Below are 24,913 nucleotides of genomic sequence, written 5' to 3' on the forward strand. Positions count from 1 at the left end.
ATGAGCATCCAGGTATCGCCCGAGGTCAACGCCATGATCTTCATCCTCACCGGGGAGAAGCTCATGGACGCCGACGAGGATCTCGCCTTCGAGAGCCGCCGGCCCTACTCCGGCCTCGGGCGCAAACTGGAGCGGCTGTCCACGCTGATCGACAAGTCGGTCCACGACATCGGCGAGTCCATGCCGGACGACCTCGCCACGTCGTACAGCCGGGCGATGGGCATGCTCGTCGACGACGGCGGCAAGAACTACCTGCGCGACTTCGCCGAGCAGCTCGACAAGATCGCCGAAGGCCGGCGCAAGACCTCCATGGACATCATGGAGTCCAAGTGGCAGGTCATCGCAGAGATCATCCGGCTGCTCATCGAGATCGCCATCTACCTGGCGATGTCCTTCTTCACCGGCGGAGCCTCGGCCAGCCAGATCATGATGGCCAAGCTCCGCAGTCGCTTCTTCATCCTCACCACCCTCAGCCACCTGCTCCAGCGGCTGCACCTGACGCCCTCCCTGACCGAGGCGTTCGCCGAGGCGTTCACCACTTTCGCCGTGCGGCTGGCGATGATGAACTTCGCCCCGGACGGCCGCCGCCCCGACGGCATCGACTGGAGCGACATCGGCAAGGCCGCCGCGTTCGGTGCGGCGGCGGGCTTCTTCACGAGCGTCTTCGACAAGTTCGCGAAGGACATCGTCAGGAGCTACGACGGCAACTTCCTGAAGAGCGGACCGGACTACAAGAACAACCCCGGCCTGCGGGACACCCCGAACCATGACCTGAAGAACAACGGCCCGACCCCCGACCCCGACCCCAAGCCGAACCCCGACCGCGACCACCTCACGAACGACCGCCCCGACCCCGGCCCGCACGGGAACGGGCCGATCCCCCCGCTCAGCCCGCCGGTCACCTTCCGGGACAGCCCGTTCGCCTTCCGGAACAACCCCGATCTGTGGCGGAACAACCAGATCCTGCGCTACAACGCCGACCGGCCGGGCGCGCTGGCGGGGCACTATGGGCTCAAGGGGACCGCCGACTTCCTCGCCGCCGGGTCCGGCGAGGCGCTCGCGGAGATCCTGGTCAAGGGGGCCTTCGACGGCGACTGGTCCACCAGCTGGTCCACCTTCGTCGGTGCGGGCATCAGCAGCCAGGTCGAGTCGTCGCTCACCAGCACGGCCCTGAACAGCGGTGCCGAACTGCGGCACGCCATCGACAAGTTGCGCAACCAGCCACCGCCCACCGTCTCCGACGGCGGTGACTCCGGCGCGCGCGACTCCGTGGACTCCTCCCGCACCGCGGACGGCCCTGACCGCACCGACGGCCCCTCGCGCACGGACACCACGGGCGGCGACGGGCCCGCACTCGGCGGGCCTGCACCGGTCGTCCAGCAGACCACCGGCCACAATGACTTCACCGGCAGCCGGCCGCCGCCCTACCTCGCGCCGGAGCCGCCGCCGTACGTCCCGGTAGACCCGCCCCCGTACTCCCCGGGCCCGATGCCCGTGACCGCCGCGGAGAACACCCTGTGGCAGCAGGTCCACCAAGGCCCCGCCGAGATGCGCGAGCAGGCGCTGCGCGACCTTGCCGCTGTACGGGGCGGCCAGCCGCCCAGCAGCACGGAGAGCGGCGTACGCGACGGCCTGCACGCCAACCTGTCGCAGCTGCCCGGGGTTCGGGTGGTGCCCGCCGGGGGCGGCCCCGAGGCCCAGGTGGGCGCCGAGGAGGTCCGCAGGGCCCTCGGCGGGTTCGGCACGCCGGTGACGGTGGCCCCGCCGATCGGTGGGGGCGGCTCCATGGCTGGGGGAACCCCGGCGCCGTCGGCCGCCGACTCGGGGGCGCCTGGTCCGGGCGCGGTGGGTGGTGCTTCGGATGTGCGTGATCCGGGGCAGGTCGGCGGTGGTTCGGATGTGCGTGATCCGGGCGGGTCGGACGGTGGCTCGGATGTGCGTGGTCCGGGACAGACCGGCGACGGCTCGGAGGTGCGCGAGGTGTCGGCCGAGGCCCCGTCCGCCGTCGCAGGCCCCGCCGCCGGCGCCGCCGCGCCTCCGCTGACGATCGTCGTCTCGGAGGCGCAGCCACCGGCCGCGGGGTCCCCGGAGGCAGCCGAGTTGCTGGACGGCGCCGGGGTCGATCGGGCCGTGGTGCTCGGCCCGCCGGCCGCGCCGGTCCCGTCGGACGTGACGGGGGAGGCAGGGGAGCCGGTACGCAGCGCCGTCGAGCTGACCCGCCACGGCCCCGGCGATCCGGTCCAGGTCCGTCCGCTCACCGGTCCGGAAGCCACGGGGATGCCGGACGGCACCGCGGGGACGGCGTTCCCCGGAGCCGATGTGCTGCTGCCGCTTTCGGCCGCCCTCGGCGCGTCCCCCGTCGCGTCGGCGACCCCGTCACCCGTCGCGTCCGCCGCTCCTGCGCCTGCCACGCCCGGCACGCCGACCGCTCCCGCGCCCGGGACGTCGGCGACCCCCGCGCCGGCCACACCGCCGCCCGGGGTGAAGACCGTCGGCAAGCCGGTCGGTGGCGAGCTCGCACCGGACGACCCGGACCCGCGCCCCGTGCAGGTGCTTTCAGGCGAACCGACTCCCGAGGCCGGCGCAGAGGGCGGCACGGAGGGCGGCACGGAGGGCGGCACGGAGGCCAAGCCGCCGGTCGTCACCACGAGCGACACCGCGCCCGCCCGGGACCTCAAGCCGACGCTCGCCACGGCCACCGACGGCTCCCGCACCGCCACCGACGTCCCCGCGGCGTACAAGCCGGCCACCCTGTCCACCCCCTGGAGCGAGACGGCCACCGATCTGTTCCTGGAGTCAGGGCGCGGTGACGGAACCGCCCCTGCGACCGGTGCCCGCGCCACCTCCGACCGTGACACCGGCGCCGACCCGGGCGCCGGCCCCGCCACCGGCCCCGGGGCCGGCGCGCCCCCCCTCACGGACCGGGAGCCGCCGGGCCGGCCCGAGACGCTCCGGGACTTCCTGCCGGAGAACGAGTGGTGGCAGTTCTACATCGACCCCAAGAACCACGACGCCGCGCTGGCCGCCTTCCCCGACGACCCAGGCTCCTACTACGACCACGACCGGTCCCCGGGCTTCCAGGCGGGCATGGTCGCCGCGTACGCCCGGTTCCTGGGCGACCCCGACACGGTCGCGGCCCCCATGGACTCGTCCGCCTACCAGGCCATGCACGGTCTGGCGACCGGCCATCTCGGGCGTACGATCGGCTGGTCAGGCGGCGGGACCACCCAGTTCCCGCTGCGCGGCGACGCGCTCGCCCCCGACATCTTCGACGAGCGCATCGGGGACCAGCCTCTGGTCTACGACATGACCACGCACAACTGGGCCAACCCGCTGCCCTCGCCCCGGCCGGTCACGATCCTCACCCGCTTCCTGCACAGCAACCCGGCGCTGGCGACCACCTACAAGAAGGGCGCCGCCGCCGGCCTCGTCGACACGGTGTTCCAGCAGCACTACGCGCGGGTCGGCCGGCCCGACGCCGACGACGGAGCCAAGCTCGCCTCCATCGCCCGCACAGTCCGGGCGCTGCACGTGGTCCACCCCTTCCAGGACGGCAACCTGCGCTCCAACGTCCAGGTCCTGCTGCCCAAACTCCTTCTGGAACAAGGCTTCCGGCCCGTCGTGCCCGACGACATGTACAGCCTGTTCCAAGGCGGCCGTTCGGTACCGCAGATGGTCGAGTCCCTGGTCCGCAACGGCGCCCTGGACACCGGCGCGGCACGCCCGTCCCCGGAACAGACCGCCACGGACCCCGATCCGGAGCCGGGGCGCGGCGACATCGACACCACCGGGGGGAAAAGGCCCACGCCCCCCGAGGGGCAGCCGGTCGTCACCACCCTGAGCGGCCACGCGGTGCCCTTCGCGCAGCTGCGGCGCTGGGTGCCGCAGGGAACGGACCAGCCCCGGCCCGGCCGCGCGGTGCAGACGCTGACCATCTCGCAGAGCCCCGCGGAGGACCGTTCGGGGCAGAGCGCGGGACGCCGGGCGCTCCTCGGCCAGGACACCTTCCGGAGTGTGCGCACCACCTCCGCCGAGGCCCCGGCCCCGGGGGCCGGGGAGGTCCCGCCCGCCCCTCGTACGGTGTTCACCGGACCGCCGACCGCGCTCCCCGGCGCCGGAGCGGAGGGGGGCGCCGACTACTTCGCGAGCCACGGGACCCCCCGTACCGTCACGCTCGGCACCGACGACGCCGCGCACCCCAGTGTGAAGGTCACCGGAGTGCAGCTCGGCGAGGTGCTCAAGGCCTGGGCCGGGGACGGCGATCAGGATCGGCCGCTGGTGCTCTTCTCCTGCGAGACCGGGCGGCAGCCGCGGATCGCGGGACTGCCGGTGGCCCAGCACGTGGCGAACCGGACCAGGCGCCCGGTGTACGCCCCGACCACAGAGGCGGGCACGGCCAAGGACCGGGACGGCAACGTCCGCGCGGTGCTCACCGAGGGCCCGGACGGGCCGGGCCAGTGGCGGCTCTTCACCCCGGAGCCCGGCGGCGCGGAGCTGGAAGAGCTGGCACGCGACGCGGGCCTGCACGCGGGCCCGGACCCGGCCGACGCCTTCGCCCTGGCCCGTACCCTCCAGCAGATCCGCACACTGCGCGAGGCCCTCGGTACGGACGCCGAACAGCAGCCCGGCGGCCGGGAGTCGCTCGCCGGACTCGCGTACGTGGACGGCCTGCGCTGGCTCGATCCGGACACGGCCGCCCGGTACGGCGACGGCCGGATGACCCCGGACCTCCTGCGCCGGATGGTCATCGACCGGCGCCGCGCGACGGGTGCGACGACCGGCGGCCCTGGGACGGACGCCGCGGCCCCCGGCACCGGTGACTCCTCTGCCGACCCCGGCCCCCAGGAGTACCGCGCGTTCCTGCGTGCCGCAGCCGAGGCGCGGGCCACTGCCGCCCCCGGCGCCACGCTCGACGCCCTGCTGCCCCCGCCGCCCCCCGAGCTCCCGCCGACCACCCTGATCTCGCCCGACGACGTGGCCGGGCTCACCTACGCGCCCGCCGCGCGGATCACCTGGTCGCTCTCCACCGCGCCGCTTCCCCTCTCCGACCTGGCCCTGAGCCCTGAGGACACCGCCGAACTCGCCCGTCGCCGAGCTGATCCGGCGCCCACACAGAGCCGGCCGGAGAGCCTCGCCGAAGACCTGACTCTGTTCAGCAAGGCCCCGCTGACCCCCGGCCCCGCGGACACCGTGCGCGCGGAGGGACTGGCCTTCCGCCGGCTGCGCACTCCGGGCGGCGGCAACTGCCTCTTCCGATCGCTGCTCGACAGCGCGCGCAGCCGGCCCGTCCCCCCAGCGTGGGCCGCGCGGGACGTCACCCGGCTCCGTGAGCTGCTGCGCGACCGGCTCACCGGGTCCGAACTGCTCGCCACGGCGGCCGAGGCCACCCCCGATCCGGTGCTCGCCGTCGTCGACGACCTGCGGATGACCGCCCTCGCCGGGACACGGGACGCGGGCGCGCAGAACCGGATCGCCCAGCGCTGGGACCGGATCGCGCAGGCGGTCGTCACCGACGGAGACGGCCGACGGTGGCGGCGGATGCTCCGGGACAGCGGCTACCCGCACCTCGCCGAGGTGGCGCCGACCCCGGCAGACGCGCGGCGGCTCGGCGCCGACGGGCTGATCCTCGCGGCGGCGGAGCTCCCCGCGCTGTGGGCGTCGCCCTTCGCCGACGTACTCCCGCAGGCTTTGGCGCACACCCTCGACCTCGACCTGCGGCTCGTCCAACCGGACCCGCAGGCGCCGGGGAGCACTTTCGTCACGCCCCTCAACCCGGGCGGCCGGGGTGAGGCCCTGCACCTGTCCTACAACGGCGCCGACCACTTCGACGCCCTCATCCCGGCCTCGGTGTCCTTCGCCCCCGCCTCCGTGCCCGCCCTCACCCCCGCTCCGGCCACCCAGGACCCGGCCGGCACCGACGTCTTCGGGGAGTGGCTGCGCAGCATGGGCGGGATCACCGAGCTGGACGCCCCCGGCGCCCGGCCCCCGGACCGGGGCGATCCCGTACCACTGGAGACACAGCTCGAAAGACACCGCCCCGCACGTGTGCTGACGGGCGAGGACGCCCGCCCGCCGGGTCCCGCGCCGCGTACCGTCGCCTTCGAGGACGGCGGCCGGCTGCCCACCGTCCTGATCAGCCCGGACGCAGAGCCGGGCGGCGAGGGGCCGGGTCCCCGCCCCGCCGCGCCCCGGACAGGGCTCCTGAACGGCGTCGGCGTCCTGACCCTCCGCTCGCCCGAGCAGGTGGCTCAGGAGATCCTCGGCAAGCTGCCCGAGAAGCTGCGCGCCCAGTTCGACGAGGCGGAGCTGCTGCGCCTGCTGACCGATCAGCCCGGCGCCTTCACCGCCCCGCGCGGCGCCCGCTTCGTGGGCCGGGAGAAGTCCGGCGTCGGCCACGAGATGACCGTCGAGGCCGTCCCGTACCACCGCTGGGAGCGTTTCTCCGACGTCAACGGCTCCACCGTCCGGGTGGACACGATGCGGCGCGGCCAGGCCGGCACGGGCGGCGGGCGCAGTGTGGGCGTCGGACGCCGGGTGGCCGCCGCGGTGGGCATGGGGCCGCCGCTCAACTGGATGCTGAAGATCGGTGTTTCGCTGGGCTGGAGCCGCCGGACCGACTACACCCTGGGCACACAGGCGTACCACCAGTCCGAGTACCGGGCCGTGGACGGCTCGCATCTGCACCTGGACGACGTCCACTACCAGGTGCGGGTGGAGCGCGTCACCGAGGCGCCGGAGACCACAGGGCCGGACGCCGCCCCGCCCGCTCCTGCTCCCCGTTGGCGGCGCACCCCTGTGCACACCGCGACGTTCGCCGTGCGGGACGGGCTGAGCTGGCGGCTGCCGGACGATCTCACCGTGCCGTTCACCGGGCCGAAGCGGGCGCCGGAAACGCTCACCTTCCCGGACGGCATCGAGCCGCGGATCAGCGACACCGCCGCACTGCACCTGACGGACCCGCCGGAGGAAGTGGCCCTCGCCATCTCCGGTGCACGGCCCGGGAGTTCAGCGCACCGCACGCTGGTCTCCTACCTTCGGCCCGGGCGGCTGCACGGTCTGTTCGGGCGGTTCTCCGGACCGGTCAGCGGGCCCGAGCTGACCCGTGGCAGCGGTCAGCACCCGCTCGGGCACCTGGTGGTCGAGCGGTCGGTCCCGCACCGGGCCACCCTGGTCACCGAGTCGGTCAAGGCGGAGGTGCGCGACCTCGCCCAGACCACCTACCAGAACCAGCGCGCCCATGTCCGTGCCACCCGTTTCGGCGTCCAGGTCACCGCCGGTCCCAGCTTCACCCTCATCGGCCCGGAGACCGACGTACGCATCCAGGGTGGTCCGCTGGTCCGCGCGGACCTCGGCACCGGCCGGGGCCACTACCTCGGCAACGACGCGGCCCGCAAGGTCACCGGCCGTGTCCGCAACCACCCGCTCGCGCTCTACCGGGTGGAGCGCACCCTGATGGTGCGGGGGGCCGGCGAACCGGCGTCCGCGGCCCGCCCGGTCAGGGTGGTCAGCCTGGACTGGATATCCACCCAGGACGCACGCCGGCTCGCGGGCTGGGACAGCCGTACGCCCGGCGCGACAGGCCCGAACCCGGACGCAGAGCCGCCGGTGCCGTGGTACCTCACCCGCGACGAACCGGTGCACCTGGGCGGTCAGGTCCGCGCGGAGGGCTTCCGGCCCGACCAGCGGCCTTCCGCCCGGCCGGTCCGGGACGGGCAGCCGCCCGCCCAGCAGAGTCGGCCGAGCCCGAACGGCCGACCGCTCCCGGCCCCCGCCCCCGACCCCGTTGCCCAGGACCCCCTGCGGGCCTTCGCCGACACGGTGTTGGACACGCTCCACCGCTCCTACCCGACCCTCTTCGTCCCGCCGCTGATGCTGCGGCACCCGCGACTGGCCAAGCTCTGGTACGGGGACGGGCGCATCCGGACCGCGCTGCACAACGACCGCCAGGTGCGCGAGGCTTTGAACCGGCCCAGCCTGGCGCAGAGTCTGGACGACCTGACGACCACCGGAGTGCCGGTCACCCTCACGGAGGACGGCAAGGTGCGGCGCGGCCACCACACCCTGATCCTGCGGGCGCGCCTCACCGACCGGCGGTTCGAGACCACCATGAGCGAACGCTCGCTGCGCAACGCGGTGATCGGCACCGAGGTCTCGGGCCAGGGGCAGCAGACCTCCACCACGCTCTCCGCCGGCGTCGAACTGGGCATCTCGCCGCGCGACCACGACAAGGCGCCCGAAGCCGGGAGGCCGCGTCAGATGGGCAACGTCTCCCTCGGCGGCCGTTACGCGAAGACCGACACGAAGGCCACCCGGAACACCGTCGCGGTCGCCCACGACCAGCTGGCGTTCCAGAACGGAGCCGACCTCTACAGCTACCAGGTGGAGCTGGGCGCCACCTTCGAGGGCCACCGCCGCCCACGCGGCTGGACCCGGCTCGTCTCGGTCGGTCTGCTGGGCGCGGGCGTCTTCGTCAGCAAGGTCGAGGAGCGCCCGCTGTTCAGCCGGGGCAGGGAGACCGTGGGGCGGGTGGAGCTGGCCGTGCCCGCGGCGCACGGCTCCGAACGCTACGCCCCCGCCGACCCTCCGGCCGCAGGCCCCGGGACAGGGGCAGGGGCGACGGCGGCGCCCGAGCCCGCCCCGCGCGCCCTCTCCTCCACCGAAGCGGACCAACTCCTCGACGGAACGCGCCCCTTGCCCCGCGACGAGTCGTCCGACCGGCACCTCGTCCACAGACTCCTGCGCTCCCCCCACGTGGTCCTCAGCACCGAGGGGGGCCGACAGCGCCAGCAGCTCGTCCAGGACACCGCCGACCGCGCTTCCGGCGCCTCCTGGCATGTCAGCGCCCCCGGCGCCCCGATCCGCACGGCGCTGCGCCGGGCGATGGCGAACCTCAGTATCGCCGGACAACTCGGTCAGTACGTGGGCCCGTTCGGCTCCCGTGTCCCCGGGCTCAACGGTGCGGGCCCCTTCTCCACCCACTACCTGAAGGCGGCGGTCCGCGGCGAACTCGGCAACCTACGGGTCACGAGCGACCCGAAGCCCGGCAGCCTCGAAGCCACGATCGGCAACGAGCACCGCGTCGCCGGCAGCGCCGGCGCCGTGTCCCGCACCACCCTCGGTCTCCAGGGCGCCACCATGCCGCTGCAGCAGGCGCCCGGCGAACAGGCCGTGGTCGGCTCGTACGCGGCGGCTCTCCAGTACGCCTGGGGCAAGGGCCGCAGCGCCTCGCAGACCCTCACCCGGGGACGCAACACCACCCTCACCTACGCCGGGCGGATGTACCTGGTGATCGCCGACGCCGCCGAGACCGTCGCGGTACGGGACCACTGGACGGCCGCGATGGGGGCGGTCGGCACCCGCGCCGGGGCCGGGATCAGCGCCGCCGCCGGGCGGGTCTCCGAACGGCTCGGGCGGGGGCTCGCGCCGCGCCGGGCCGCCGCCGCACTCCAGCGCATCCGTGACGCGGTGATGTTCCACCTGCCGTTGCAGGACGCCATCGAGGCCGGGCTCGCCCCGGACGGCCTCGGCGCCACCACACCGGGCAACCTCGGCGGCGGCTACCGGCTGCCGCCCTTCCTGAGCCGCCGCCGCTTCCCCTCCCACCCCAGCGGCCAGCTCGACGCGAGCCGGGTGGCCCAGCAGTTGATGGGGCAGCTGGAGAGCATCGGCGTGCCCTCGCACGACCGCGAACAGGTCCTCCAGCGCCTCTCGCCGGACTTCCTCCGTTCCCATCTGCACGAGCTGACGACCGACGGCATGACCCTGCCGGTCCGCTACCGCGCGTGGAGCCGCCCGCACCACCTGCCGGTCGGGGGCAGCCCGGGGCAGCTCCGGTTCACGCTGACGCCGGTCACCACCACCGTGGAACGGCTGCGCACCGGCTACGAACTGGAGGACTACCGCACCACGGCCCGGGACGCCGCCACGGGCGCGTCCCAGGACCGCGGGGCCGACGTGACGCTCAGCGCGAGCCAACGCGCGGCGGGCAGTGGGGCGCTGGTCGCCAACCCGGGGCTCCAGGGCACCGGGGCCAAGCAGCGGTCGAGCGCCCGGACCGAGACCACCGGCAGCACCGCGATGCCGAACATCGCCACCACCCAGACGCACGCCGAGACCGTCACCTCGTACACCCTGACCGTCACCATGGCGGACGTTTCCGGCGAACCGCTCAGCCCCACCGCAACCGCCCCGGTCGGCAGCCTCAACGAGATCCTTCCGACGAGCCTGCTCACCCCGGTCGGCGACGGCGCCGACGGCGCGCTCACCGAGCAGGACATCCCCGAACCGGACGGCGCCGTCGGGGTGCTGACGGCCAAGCAGGCGCAGCCGGAGGCCATCGCGAAGTGGCGTCGCACCACGGACGGGGACACCGACGCCCCCGACCCGGACATCCTCCCCTTCGACGACCGCATCGGTTCCGGCATCCTCGCCGTGGACATGCTCGGCGCTCCCCACGTGCGGGACGCTCTGACCCTCGCCACCGCGCGCGCCGACGGCTTCCCCGGCGACAGCGACCTCGGCCGACGGCACACCGGCACGGTGCTCGCCGAGCGCGTACGGATGGCCCGTCACACCCCGCTCACCGGCCTCGGCACCGCCCCCGCCCAGGCCCAGCAGGAGGCCACCACCCAGGTCGGGCTGACCGCCGGATTCCGCGAGGCGCTCGGCGCGAACGGTTCGCCGCTGCCCACCCAGTCCTCCGCCCACCTGATCGGCCAGTCCCACACCGCCGACTCCCGCCTCTACGCGAAGATGCACCGCCGTGGCGCCCGCCTGCTCGCGGTGGAGAACAAGCCGCGGATGGAGGCGATGCAGCGACGCAAGACCTCCGACGCGCTGGAGGCGGGCATCGTCGACAACGTCGAGGGCGCGGTGAGTTCGTCGCCGATGGCGGGCAACAGCAACGCGGGCGTGACCAACCCCGGCGCCACGGTCCCGATCGGCGGGGCGGACGACGGCACCGCGCTCAAGGGCGCCACGGACACCACCCTCGGCGCCCACCTCAAGGTCGTCACCGACCGCAGCATGCTCTTCGCGCTCCCGGTGAGCTGGCTCGCGGTCGCAGAGGTCGACCACCGGTTCACCGACAGCCGCCCGATGCGGGCGCTCGGCCGCCCGAGGCGCGGACCGCGCGCCGCCGAGGCCGAGACCACTGCCCTGGTCTGGCTGCGCGAGGACATCGCCCGCGACTACGGACTCCTGGACGACGCCACGTTCCCCGACGAGGCCCGCACGGCCTGGGACGACCAGGCCAAGGCGGCGGCCGACCTGGCCGCCGCCGAGAAGAACTACTACGACGCCCGCGCGAAGGCCCGGGGGGCCTGGCTCGACCTGAGCGCGGACGAGCGGGCCGCGCTCGGCGACGGCCACCCCGACCGGGCGACCGTCCTGCCCCGGTCCGTGGCCCAGTCCCCGGCCGTCGCCGTCTGGCAGTCGGCCCGCGAAGAGGTACGCCGGTGGGAGCGGCACACCGACGCCGCCGCCGCGGACCACCACCGCCTGCACCTCGCAGCGACCCGCCTCACCGCCCACCACCAGGGTTCGGCCTCGGTCGCGGTGAAGGACCTGCCGCAGGAGTACACCGCCCCCGGCTGGCGCTCGGAGGCGCCGGAGCCGTACACGATCACCGATGCCGCCGGCTCCGTCCCCCGCACCCTCACCTCGCCGGACGGCACCACGGTGCGCGCGGTGCACGCCGTGCCGCACGACGGCGCCTCGTTCTTCCACGCGCTGCTCGCCGCGGCCCACGACCGCGGACGCCTTCCCCACCTCCTCGGCAGCGACCTCGCCGAGCGGTTCGCGGCCGGCCCCGGGGACGCGGCGGTCACGGCCGAGGCCGTCGCCGCCGCGCGCGACCGACTCGCCTGGGCGCTGGCCGACAACGGCAACGAGGATCTGCTGAACGCCCTGGCGCTGGACGCCGCGGACACCTTCACACAGGAGGAACTCGACCGCGCGGGAGCAGAGCTGACCGCCGAGCAGCAGGCGGAGTTCGGCGCGCTCGGCCGCCTCCCGCAGACGTTCTGGCCGACGACCGAACAGCGGGTCGCGCTCGCCACCGCGGCCCTGTCCCGCCCGTTCGCGGCCGAGCCGCCGGCAGCGGACACGACGGGCCGGGACGCGGGAGAGCCTGCTCGGCCCGAGCGCCGCGCGGGTGACCACGGCGGCGCCGACCTGCTGCCCGCGCTCGCCGCCCGGGTCCTGGGCACCCCGCTGACGGTGGTGACGGGGGAGGGCCGGGAGCAGCTCTTCCTCCCGCACGGCGCGGACCCTGCGGCGGTCGACGCGGCTGCCGATCCGGTGCTCTTCGCCGAGGGGGGCTTCTTCCACGCCACGCTCCCGGTCGGTACCGCCCCCCCGGTCGCGACGCCGCTGCCGACGCCCACGACGGCTGCGCCCACGGCGACGACGCCCACGAAGCCCCCCGCGCACCGCAGCCACGCCACGGCCCCCTGGCTCCCGCCGGCCGACGCCACCGGCCCGCGCTACCGCCTGGACCGGGACGGCGTACTCACCGCCCCCGACGGCGCGACCTACGCCCAAGGCGCCCCCGCCGGCCGGGGCAACGGCTTCTTCGGCGCGCTCTCCACGGCCCTGCGCCAGGCCGCCGGGCAGCCCGGGGCAGACCCCCAGGAGGCCGCGCGGCTGCGCAACCGCGCCGGAGCGACGCCCGACCAGCTGATGAGACTGAACGGCCTGCCCGGCGACCCGGCGGAGCGCGACGCGCTCTTCACGCCCCCGCCGCCCCCCGCCTCCCTCCCGGACGCGCCCCCGCCGAACCAGGAGGCCCACGAGGGCCGTCTGCGCCGCCACCTGGTCGAGGCTCCCTGGGGCCCGGACGCCGACCGGGCGGTGGCCGCGTGGGCCGCCGCCGCCACCGGCGCCACCGTCACGCTGGTCGAGGAGAACGGCACCGCCCACACCTACGCCGGCCCCTCCACCGGCGCACCCGCCCTGCGGCTCCGCCGCCGTGGCGGCGATGTCGTCCCTCTGCTCCCGCGCACCCCTGCCCTCCCGCCGAAGACCGGGGGCCCGGTGCAGCAGACACCCACCGGTCCGGACACCCCGGCCCCGGCGGCCACCGGCGCCGAAGCCATCGGCCCGCCGGTCGCCGCGCCAGAGGCCACCGACCCGCCCGTCCCCACCGACATCTCCGTACCGGCCCCGCCGGCCCAGCAGCCGGACCCGGCCACCGTCCCGCTGCCTCCGACCCCCACCGGCGGCGACCACCTCGGGCTGCCAGGGGCGGAAGAGGCGTACGAACTGAGCACGCTCTCCGGCGCGGAGCCCCGGCCGGAGGGCGGAACGGACTCCGAGGACGCGGGTACGGACTCGGAGGACGCGGGTACGGACTCGGAGGACGAGGGCACGGACTCGGAGGACGAGGGCACGGACTCGGAGGACGAGGACGCCCCTGCCCCCTGGGCCGACCCGCGGTGGCTGAACGCGGTGTTCGGCCCGCAGTGGGCCAGGGCCCCGCGCGCCCGGCTCCAGGAGACCTCAGAGGCCCTGTACGCGCTGGTCGAGGAGGCGGCGGACGGCCGCCCCCCGCGAGCCGGGCTGGCCGACCTCGCCCACGAGGTCCTGCACCTGCCGCGCCGGTCCCGGGTGAGCTCCTCGGACGTGCTGGAACTCGGGGCCTTGGCGATGGAGGCGTCCTCGGACGACCTGGAGAGCGCAGAGGACCTCGCCGCGTACTTCATCGACCGCCAGATCGAGACCCGGCGGGACGCACTGGCCGAGGAGACCCTGCTGCGCACCGTGGACCGGAGCCCGGCCGGCCGGGACTTCACCGGCACGGGCAAGCGCCTTCCGGAGCTGGACTCCTACCTCGCAGAAGGCTCCGGCCAAGTCGTCCGGCAGCCCGCGCCGTGGCGCAGCCCGTACGTGGTCGTGGCCGAGGAGGCCGACGGCGGAGGGGTCGAGATCGTCACCCCGTGGCGGACCTTCGTGGTCCGCGACGCCATGGAGATGGCCCGGATCATCTCCTACGACTCCCGGCGACCGCGCGGTGCGGATCTCGTCCTGGCGCTTCCCGCGGCGTTCGCCGCCCAGGTGGCCGACCTGGTCTCCGGCACGACGGCCCGCCCCGTCTGGTACCCGCTGGGCCCGGCCGTGGCAGCCGCCCACCCCGCCACCGGAGACCGCCGCCTGGTGGTGCGCCGGAGCGCCGGGGACAGCGGGTCCGGCTGGGCCACGCCGCCGCCACCGCAGGACCGCGGCCTCCCCGGCGCCCGCGACCTCAGCAGCGACAGCGACCCGGACAGCGACGCCGAGAGCGACAGCGGCTCCACCAGCGACGGGGACGCGGAGTTCGACCGGCTCGCCGACCAGGCCCAGTGGGAACGCCGGGTCGAGGCCCTGCGCCCCCGCCCCCTGATCACCCGCGACTACCGGGTCGTGGACGTGAGCGGCGCCGGGGTGCTGTTCACCGAGCCGAGGCCCCGGGCGGTCGGCGAGGTCCGGGCCGAGGGCGGGTCCGACGCGCCCGCCCTCGTCCTGCCGCACCAGGACCAGCGCGCCGTCCACGCCGCCGACCGGCCGCCGCTGCACATCTCGGCGGACCGGACGCTCGCCCTGCACGCGGCCGGCGACGACACCACCGGCCGGAGCCGTCAGGTGTACGCGACCCGGGCGGCGATCGAGCGTTCCTCCGCGCGGCTGGCCGCCGCCGGAGCCGGGGTGCGGCTGATGGCCGACACCTCGGTGAGCGTGCTCCTGACCCGGGAGGACGGCTCGACGGGCGAGCCGCTGCTCCGGGTGGAGCCGCGGTTCCTGACCGCGTCCGGCGCCTCGGAGCACGCCTTCACCCGTGACTTCGCCCGGATGGTCGCCGGAGCGGAGGCCGCGCCGCTCTCCCACATCGCCTTCCGCGGCCCGGACGGCGCCGTCGCCACAGCCCCGGTCAACGGACTGCACGGCCGGGAGGTCACGGGCACCCACCACCTGGCCCAGGCCCTGGCAGAGGTCGCCCGCGGCGCCCGTCCCGCCGCCGGCGCCACCCCCGAGTGGGCGGCCCGCCAGGCGGGCTCGGACCCGCGCTTCACCGGAGGCGTGGTGGGCGCGCCCACCCCTGGCGAGGCATACGGCCGGGCCCTGAGCCACACGCCGGACAACCCGCTGCGCGTGCCGCTGGACAGGGCCGCGGCCCACACCGGGGTCAACCAGTTCGCCTGGGCGGAGGTGGGGGAGGGCTATCTGATCCAGTCGGTCAGCACCACGAACAGCGGCGGCGCCCAGCTGTTCACCCACAACCACGCCAAGCCCGGCGACCGAGTCGGCCCGCACGCCCCGTACCACTTCGCCCAGGTGGTGCTGGCCAGCGAGGACGGCACTCACCAGATCACCCTGGAGAACGAGACCCACTCCCGCGCCGGGACACCGACGGACCGGCTCGACGACATCGTCGACGACAACCTCGACCGCTACGACGCGGACGAACTCGGCCGACTGGCCCAGGAGACCGACCGGCGTACGGAGGCGGCACGGCGCGACGGCGCGGACGCGCCGGACATCGCCCGGCTGGAGGACTTCGCACGCGCCGCCCGGGCACTGGCCGGCGTCCACGAGGCGGAGCAGGTCCGCTGGTACTTCGCCGAGGGAAGCCCCGAGCACGCACTGGCTCAACGCGAGGTGGACCAGGCCCGCGCCCGCGCCCGGGACGCGGTCCGGGCCGCGGCGCCGGTCACGGACGACAAGGACCTGTGGTTCTTCCGGGCCTACAGCAAGCGCCCCGGCGAGTCGGCGCACGCCGTCAACGCGGCGCTGCTGTCCCAGGACCCGCCCGCCGTCTCCAACCCGCTGACCACGGTGACCCTGCACGGGCACACGCCCCGCCCGCACCAGCGGACCCTGCGGTTCGCGGAGCGGCAGCACACCCTGTCCGACGAGGACGAGAACCTGAACGCCCTGGCGCTGTCGCTGGCCCGCGCGGGCCTGTGGAACAGGGCCAACGGGCTGCCCCTGCCGTCGGTCACCGTCACCGGGCACGGCAACCGTTCGCGGGCCAGGGGCCGCAAGCGGGCGGAGGCGGTCGCCGACGCGCTCGGCGACCGGCTCGTCCGACTGCTCAGGACGTTCCAGGAAGGCACGCCAGGACCGCACGTCACGCTCTCCGACTTCCAGCTCGTCCAGGACGCGAAGCGCGTCCGCGGCGCCACCGACCCGGACCGGGGACGGGTGGTGACGGTCGACATCGACGACCGCCGCCACACCCCGGCGCCGCACCCGGGCCGCCCCGCGCCCTCGGGGGAGCCGCCCCGGCCCGCCTTCGCCCCGGCCCCGGCCGCCGAGCCCCGGCGCGAGCGTCCCGAAAGTGCCGAGCCCGCCGCCTCTCCCGTCCAGGACGGGCCCCGGGCGCCTCGCCGGTCCGCGGCGACGCGCCCCGACCGCGGCGCCGAGGCGCCCGCGTGGGTCCGGGCGCGCATCCGCTACGCCGAGGAGTCCATCGCCTTCGAGCGGCGCCTGGCCGGGCGCCTCGCCGAGAACGAGGCGGTGACCGAGGAGTTCCGGAAGATGGCGCGTGCCGCGTGGGAGCGGGCACGGCAGCGGTTCCCCGGGCACCTGGCCACGTTCGGCAGTGAGAACCCGAGCCTCGCGGGCTCCGTCGGAACCAGCAGGCCGGCACTCCAGCAGGTGCTGCGGAGCGGGAATCTGCGGGAACTCGTGACCTTCCTCTTCCAGGGAATCTCCAGCGACCTGGTGCCGGAGATGCTCGGCGGCCGCGAGGACCCGCACCCGGAGATCGAGGCGGAGCGGCCCAGCCGCCGGCAGGCGGAGGCCCGCGCCGAACTGGAGCGGCTCGTCGAGCAGCTCAGGCTGGACGACAGCCTCTCCCCGCAGGAGAGGCAGACGGCGCTCGCCCGCGCCACGAGGGCCCACCTGGTCCAGACCCGCCCGGACGACGTACGTCCCCCGTTGAGCCGGGCGGAGCGCCTGCTGGCGGTCGACGGCCAGGGCCTCACCTGGATGCCGGCGACCTCGGTGTACGACCTCGCGATGGGCTCCGGCTTCCAGGGACTGTCCGAGGACTCGGGCGGCCTCGTCGCGACCGGTACCGCGGGATCGACCTACCGCTTCCTGGTGCACGCCGCCCGGATGCGGGACCAGTGGGGGATCGACCTGGACCTCGGACTGATCCGGGCCGGCATGATCGCCGTCTCGCTGTCGGCGGGCCACCACTCGTTCCACGAGGTGATGCGCGGCGCCCAGTTGGCGCTCGACGGCATTCCCGGGCACGACCCGGCACTGGACTACCAGGACAACTGGGGCCGGTACTGGAACGTCCACCCGCTCACCGAGCAGGAACTGCGCGAGCACGTCGCCCGGGGCGGGCTCTTCCCCGACGAGCACGCCCAGGCCCTGCTCGACGCCCCTGCCCCGGGCCGCCCGGCGACCAACTCCGCAGCACCCGCCACCGGCCCGACGGCCGGGGAGCCGGCCCCCGGGCTGCCGGCGCTGCAGTCACAGCCCGGCGGGAACCTGCCCGACTTCGACCTGCCGGATCTGGACCTCCCCGACGCCCTCCCGTGGGCCCCGGACAGCCTCGACCCGGACACCTTGGGGGCCCTCGCCGACTTCGACCTCGCTTTCGGCCCGTCCGGGGCGGACCTCCTGCAACTCGCCCCGGAAGACCTGGACATGCTGGACGTGGACGCCGTCATGGCGGACCCCGTCAACCTGGGCGCGGGCAGTGGGCAGCCGGTGTACGCCGCGCCCGTCGGCCCGCCCGCCCGGCCCCTCACCACGCTGCCGCCGCTCAGCCTCGTACCGTTCGCCCCGCGGGGCGACCACCCGGCCGACGACGCCGGAACCGGTGTCGAACGGCTGGCGCACCGGGTGGCGGAGGCCGCTCTGCGCAACCGGCACAACCGGGTGCCGCTGCCGAGGATCGACATCGCCGGATACGGCGCGGACGCGCGCGGTGCGGGCAGCGCACGCGACCGGGACCAGGCCGCCCAGGCACAGGGCGACCTGCGGGCGCAGTCCGTGCGCGACCTGTTCGTCCGCGACCTCGACCACGCGCTGCGCACCCTTCAGGCCCATCTTCCGCCCGGGCCGACGCCGCTGGGCGTGCGGGACTTCACGATCACCGCACGCGGCAGGAGCCGGGTGCCGGGCCAGGGCGTCACCGTGGGCCCGGCCGAGCGGATCGACCGGGCCGACCTGGGCCGCCAGGCCACCATCGCCGTCACGTCCCCGCGCCACGCCGCCGCAGTGGACGCCCTGGACGCGCTGCGCCGCACCGACCGGGCCCTGCGCTCCGGGCTTCTGGACGTGGACGCCGTCGCCCGCCGGATCTGGCATCTGCCCGCGTCCGTGCTCGTCGACCCGGACATGCGCCGTGACCTGTACACCCTGACCGGCCGCGCCCTCGCCGCCGGGCGGGCCACGAGCCTGGCCGCGCTCACCGCCTTCCACCTGGAGGAGCGGGGCCTGCTCGCGGCCGACCGTGCCCGCTACGTCTTTGCGGGCGGCAACCGGGTACCGGGTCTGAACTGGACCGGTAGCGGCGCCGCCGACATCGACAGCCTGCTCGTGGACCGGCTCTCGGCCGACCCGGCGGGCGCCCTCACCACCGGGTTCCCGGACGTCGCGCCGTGGCCGTGGGAGGTGACCCCGTACGCGGTGCTGGCGGAGGGAGGCCATGACAGGGTGGTGGCGCAGTTGCCGGACGGCACCGCACAGGAACTGGACGCCGACGAGTTCGCCGAGTTGGTCGCGGCCGACCTGGCGCGCCACCCACTGCCCGCGACCGCCCCGATCGTGCTGGCCGTGCCGTCCGCCGGCGACCGCTACCTGGAGCTGCCGCGCAAGCTCGCCGACCGCACCGGCCGCACCGTGTGGGTGCACAGCGGCCTGGCGCGGCGCAACCCCGACCCGGCCTCTGCGAACACGATCGCCGTACTCCACCGGGACGGGCTGCCCGACGGCTCCTGGCTCCCGGTCCGGCCCGGCCTGGCGCCCGATCCGGACGACGACGCCCCGGCCTGGCACCGCGACGTGCTGACCCAGCCCATCGTCAGCTCGCGGACCGGCCGGCAGATCGGACGCAGCTTCCATCAGCCCGCCGAACTCGTCGGGGAGCGGGAGAGCTATGGCGACCTCGACCAAATGTCCTCCTACGTGCACTGGGACGCCGCTACGAACACCTTCTCCGACAAGTCGCCGATGCCGGACCCGGGGGCGCCGGAGAAGGCCTACCGCCTGGCCGGCCACGGGATGCCGGGCGCGCTGTCGCTGCCGTTGGAGGGCGGGGGGAGCCGTCCGGTGGGCCGGGACGAGGCGACCGGGTGGCTGCGGCGGCGCAAGAGCCTGGTGGAGCTGCCGAAGGACCACTGGCTGGACATGGTGATCTGCCACTCCGGGGCCCCGGAGGAGGGAGCCGCGCAGGACGTCTCGCAGTTCGACGGCGCCTCCCCGGTGCCGTTCGCCGCCGATCCGCTCGGCGACGACGCCCTCTCGCTCGGACAACACCTGGCGAACCGGCTGGGGCGCACGACGCGGCTGTCCTACTCCTCCCAGGGCGTGGCCCGGTTGGTCGACGGCCCGGTCCGGGTGCTGGCCACCGACGCCCAGGGGCGCCCCTGGTGGTGGGAGACCAGTCGGCCGGAACCGGACGGGGCGGACCTCGACCGGTTGGCGGAGCAGGCCGGATTCGGGGACGAACCGTCACCGCGCGTCCGCTCCGAGCTGCTGCGGGTGGTGCGTGCTCTGAAGCTGGTGGCCGGCCCGGACGTCGTGGTGGCCGACGACTTCCCGGCCCTGGTCGCCGGGGCGGGGGCGATCGTCAACATGTGGTTCGCCGACCCGGACCTCCGGCAGACGGGGCCGTTCTGGCCGCAGCTCCTGAGCCGGGTGATCGCGGCGCACCCCCTGGCCGTCGGCGGAGTGGACGGGGACGTCATCCGCCGGGTACTGGCGGAGGCCGTCCGGGAGTGGCGCGACTCCGGCGCCGCCCTGCCGGTGAGCCGGTTCGTCCCCGTGCCGGAGCTGCACGCGGCGGCGGCGTGGCTGCGGGACACGTCGGAGGTGGACCGGGCGGCCGTCGCCGCGCTGGGACTGTCCGACCCCGCTGCCGCGCCGACGCACCGTACACGGATGTTCTGGGCGCGGGTCCGGGCCGAGGAGGCGCTGTCCGGCCCCGGTGCGGACGCGCTCACCGCACGCGCCCTCCACCTCGATCCGGCCGTCGCTGTGGACGGCGTGCTGCGCGAGGGGGCGCGTGCCCTGCTCACCCAGGGGTTCGCGGCAGGCCGGAACATGGCCGACCCAAAGGTGGCCGGCGCGTACGCCGCCGAGGCGCAGGGCGCCTTCGCCTCGCCCGCGCTGCTCACGTCCTCGGGAGCGGCGATCGGGCTCGGCAGGCACTGGCATGACGGCTCGGCCCTCCTGCCCGGGCTGGACAGCTTCCGGGTGGCGGACACGACGGTGGCCGCGCCGTGGGCCGGGCAGGACGCGGACGGGAAGGACCGGCCGGCTCCCTACGCCGTACGGGCGTCGGTGGACCTGGAGGACAGCGGCCGCGTCCATATGACGGTGGGCGCGGTCTCGTACCGGATGCCGGCCGCGGAGTTCGCCGAGCTGCTGGCCGCCGACACCGCACTGCGCCACAGCGACCCGTCGACGCCGGTCCTGTTGCTGCTCGACGGGTTGAGCGGCCCGGACGCGTCGGTGGCCCGGAAGATCTCCCGCAGGCTGGGCCGGCCCGTGTGGTGGAGCACGTCCCCGGTCGAGCTGACCGCCCCGGACGCGGTCGGCGGCGAACTGCCCGTCCTGGCGCCCAACCTGTTCAGCCTGCTCGAACCCACCTCGGACGACTGGCAGTTGACCCTTCCTGCCGTCCCCGACCTGGGCGGGCTCGCAGCGCCGGCCGTGCCCGAGCCCGGCGCGCCGACACCGGTGATCAACGACGCCCCGGCGACCAACGGCGTCCCGGCCGCCCACGGCGTCCCGGTCGCCCCGGCCCTCGGCTCTACCGCACCGGACACACCGGACACACCGGACGCCAAGGCGGCCCCGCCCCGGTCCTCCGTCGGCGACCCCATGGAAGGCCTGGAATTCGCCCCGGTCCCGGTGGCCGCCACCCCGGCCGCACCCCTCGCCGTCCGGGCGCTGCCGCCGCTGCCCTCCCGGATTCTGGTGGCGTACGAGCGGGACGCGACGAGCCCGTCCGTCTCCGGTGCGCAGGCCGTGGGGCGGCTCGCGGCCCAGGTGGCCGCCGCCGGGCTGCGCAACCGGCGGGCGGGCGCCGCGCTGCCGCGCGTCGAGATCACCGGCTACGGCGCCGACGCCCGATCCGGAGGGGCTGCCTCCGGATCGCCCGCGATGCGGCGCGCGGCCACCGCGCGCGCCGGGTTCTCCAGACAGCTGGCGAGCGAACTGGAGCGGCTCCAGCGGGGTCTGCCCGCCGACGTCCCGCGCCTGACCGCGCAGGACTACACCATCGGGGTGCGGGCCATGAGCCGGGTGCCGGCCGACTGGTCGGGCACCGGCGCCCTCGGGGGTGTGAGCCGCGCCGAGCTGGGCCGTCAGGCGACGATCGGCCTGTTCCAGGCGCCGGACGCGCTGGCGGTGCAGAAGCTCGACACCCTGCGCCGCCGCGACCGCGCGCTGCGCGGGAGCCCGTTCGACGTGGACGCCATCGCTCGCCGCGTCCTGCACCTGGACGCCGGGACCGCCGTCCCCCAGGGCGCCAGGGAGACGCTGTTCGCGCTGGTGGGCCGGGCCACGGCGGCCGGACGGGCGACCGGCCTGGCGGCGCTGGCCGCGTTCCACCTGTCGGAGCTGGGGGTGACCGCGCCGGGCCGCGCGTCCCACTTCACCGTGGGGGGCCGCCGGGCGGCCGGTCTGAACTGGAGCACGAACGACGTCGTCGAGCTCGACACCACCGAGGGCGACCTGCTGGAGGAGGACCCCTCCGGCGGCTATGACGTCCTCAGCACCGCACCGACCCCCTGGCCGCCCGGCGTGACCCCCTACGTGGTGGCCGCCGAGGGGCGGCACGACCGGGTGGACGCCCGGCTGCCCGACGGCACGACGCGGGAGCTGGACGTCGACGAGTTCGTGGAGCTGGTCGCGGCGGACGCGGCCCGCGAGGCGCTCCCGCCGGGCACGCCGATCGTGCTCGCCGTCCCGTTCGCCGCGGACGGCTACCTCGACCTGCCCCGCAAGCTCGCCGACCGCACCGGCCTGCCGGTGTGGGCGCACACCGGCAGGGTCACGGTCGAGTCCGCTCCCGGCGAAGCGAGCACCATCGACGTCGTCCGCAGCCCCCGGGCCCCCCGGGGCGACTGGATCGCCAGCGGACCCGGATGGGGGCCCGACCCGGACGAGGACGTGCCGGACTGGCACCACGAAGTGGTGAGCCGGGCCATCGTCAGCGCGCTGAGCGGCCGGCAGATCGGCCGCGCCTCCCACCACCCGGCCGAGTTCGCGCGGGACTTCGAGGACCACGACCGCCACCTGGACCGGATGTCGACGTTCGTGCACGACCACCCGGCCACGGGCCAGGTCTCCGGCGAGTGGGACCTGCCGCGTCCGGGCCCCGAGGACGAGGCGTACCGACTGGACCTGCACGGTTTCCCCGGGGCCCTGGTGTTCGCCCTGCGCGACGGCGCCACGCGCAGCGTCGACGAGCGGGAGGCGGGACCCTGGCTGCGCCGCCGCAAGAGTCTGACGACCCTGCCGAAGCACCACTGGGTCGACCTCGTCGTCTGCTGGTCCGGAGCGCCCGGGGACAGCGCCGTCCCCGCACCGCGCACCGCCACCGACGCCTTCCCCGGCCCGTTCGTACCCGATCCGCTCCGCACCCTCTCCATGGGGCAGCACGTGGCCAACGCCACGGGACGCGCGGTGCGTCTGGCCTACGGACCGCAGAGCACGGAGGAGAGCAACGGCCGCTACCGGCGGACCCTGTTCGCCGACGCCCAGGGGCGTCGGCGGGCCTGGGCCCTGTCCCGGCCCGAGCCAGAGGGCGCCGAGCTGGGCCGGCTGGCCGAGGTCGCCGGGGTGAGCCCCGGCGACGGCGAGGTGACGGACGAGATGCGTACGGGGACGCTGCGCCTGGTGCGGGCACTGCGGCTGACCTTCGGCCACGACGCCGACGACGCGCCCGACTTCGGCGACCTGTTGCGCGGCGTGGCGGCTCTGGACCACATGTGGCGCGGCGACTCCGACTTCGAGGAGGCCGGCCCGTTCACCCTCGACCTCCTCCAACGCGTGATCGCGGCGCACCCGGCGGCCGCGTCCGGGGCGGACCAGCAGGCGGCCCGACGGGTGCTGGCCGCCGCCGCACAGCACTGGGCCCGGTATCCCGGCGACCGGCTCATCGGTTTCGTCCACCTGCCCGCGGTCGAGTCCGCCGCCGAGTGGCTGTGGGAAGGCGGCATCGAGGACGAGGCCGCCGCCGTCCTGCGCATCCCCGAGGGGGACGTGGGCGAGGCCGAGATGTCGCGGATGTTCTGGGCGCGGGTCAAGGCCCAGGAGACGTTGCCCGGGTCCGGGCCGGACACGGAGAAGTTCATCGCGCGGCTGCTCCACCTGCCGCCGGACCCGCTGGCCGCCCACGCCCGCCGCGAGGAGGCCCTGGACGTGCTCACGCGGGCCTTCGCGGTGGGCCGGGAGGCGTCCGCCCCCGATGTCGCGGCGGCGTACGCCCTGGTGGAGGCGGGGGCTTACTCCAGCACCTTCCTGAGCACGGTCCAGGGCACGTCGGACGGCACCGGCCGCGACTACACCGGCGGGCCGGGGCCGGACGTCGGCCTGGCCCGGTTCCGCACCCCGTCCGCGCTGGTGGACGCGCCCTGGGCGGGCGGTGGCGCCGGGCAGGGACGCCCTGCTCCCCATCTGGTGCTGGTCCGGCCCGACGAGGACGACCCGGACCGGATGGAGGTGGAGTGGGAGGGCGAGACATACGGGACGACCGTCGGCGAGTTCGCCGAACTCCTGGCCACCGACCCGGATCTGATGGGTACGGAGCTGAGTACGCCGGTCGTCCTCGCGTTCCCCGGCCCGGCCGCCGACGCCGCCGGCCTAGCGGACCGGGTCGCAGGGCGGCTGGGCCGGAGCGTGTGGTGGACCGGCTTCCCGGTCACCCTCTCCGCCGCCGGCGCCGCCGGAGACCAGGTGCTGACCCTGCACGCGACGGCCGACGGGACCGTCCCGGGGGCCGACGCCTGGCAGCGTGTGCGCCCGGCGCACGCCGCCTCCGCGCAGGACGCGCCGCGCCCCGTCCCGGCGCCGCTGCCCCGGTCCGCCGGGCCGGACGGCGGGACCGGGGCGACCGGCCCCGACTGGGCGTTCACCCCGGCAGGCGACCCGGCGACCACGCCTCTGCCGCCCGTCGCCCCTCCGGGCCGGCCGGCCACGCCCGATGCGGAGCCCGCCGGCTCGGCACGGTCCACGGCCTCCAGGAACCCGACGGCCTCCACGGCTTCCACGGCCTTCGGGAACCCGACGAACCACGCGGCCGCCACGGACGCTGCCGACGCCGGCAGGGAGCCGCTGCTCTCCGCCGCCACACGCCTGACCGATATGACCGGCGCCACCCGCGGCCGCGACTGGACCGGCTTCGGCGCCGCCCCCGTCGACATCTCCCGGATTCACCTGCACGAGCAGCGCGACGGCGCGCTGCGCCAGGTGTCACAGGAGCCTGCGCCGTGGGGCGACGACGCCTACGTGGTCGCGGCGGAGGGAGGCCACGACGCCCTGTTCGCCGACGGCCGTGAGCTGGACGCGCAGGAGGTGGCGGAGCTGCTGGCCGCAGATCCGGTGCTGTCCCTGCTGCCGTCGGACACCCCGGTGGTGCTGGCGAGCCCCTACGCGGGCGCGCAGGACGGACGACTGGCCCGGACCGTGGCGGAGCGACTGGGCCGCAGGGTCTGGGCGCCCAGCGGCGACGGACGCCTGCTGA

Annotated in this window: 1 protein-coding gene (cut by a window edge); it reads left to right on the top strand. The window is 75.6% G+C overall.

From position 1 onward, the window contains the following. Window positions 1-24,913 carry the 5' portion of a lonely Cys domain-containing protein gene (locus V9U70_RS12515; protein WP_336674767.1) on the top strand. It continues 4,397 nt past the right edge of the window, so only the first 24,913 of its 29,310 coding nucleotides appear in the window; the start codon lies at window positions 1-3; its stop codon lies beyond the right edge, outside the window.

Origin of the sequence: Streptomyces pratensis (assembly GCF_037137275.1) — a bacterium.
GTDB classification, from domain to species: Bacteria; Actinomycetota; Actinomycetes; order Streptomycetales; family Streptomycetaceae; genus Streptomyces; species Streptomyces pratensis_B.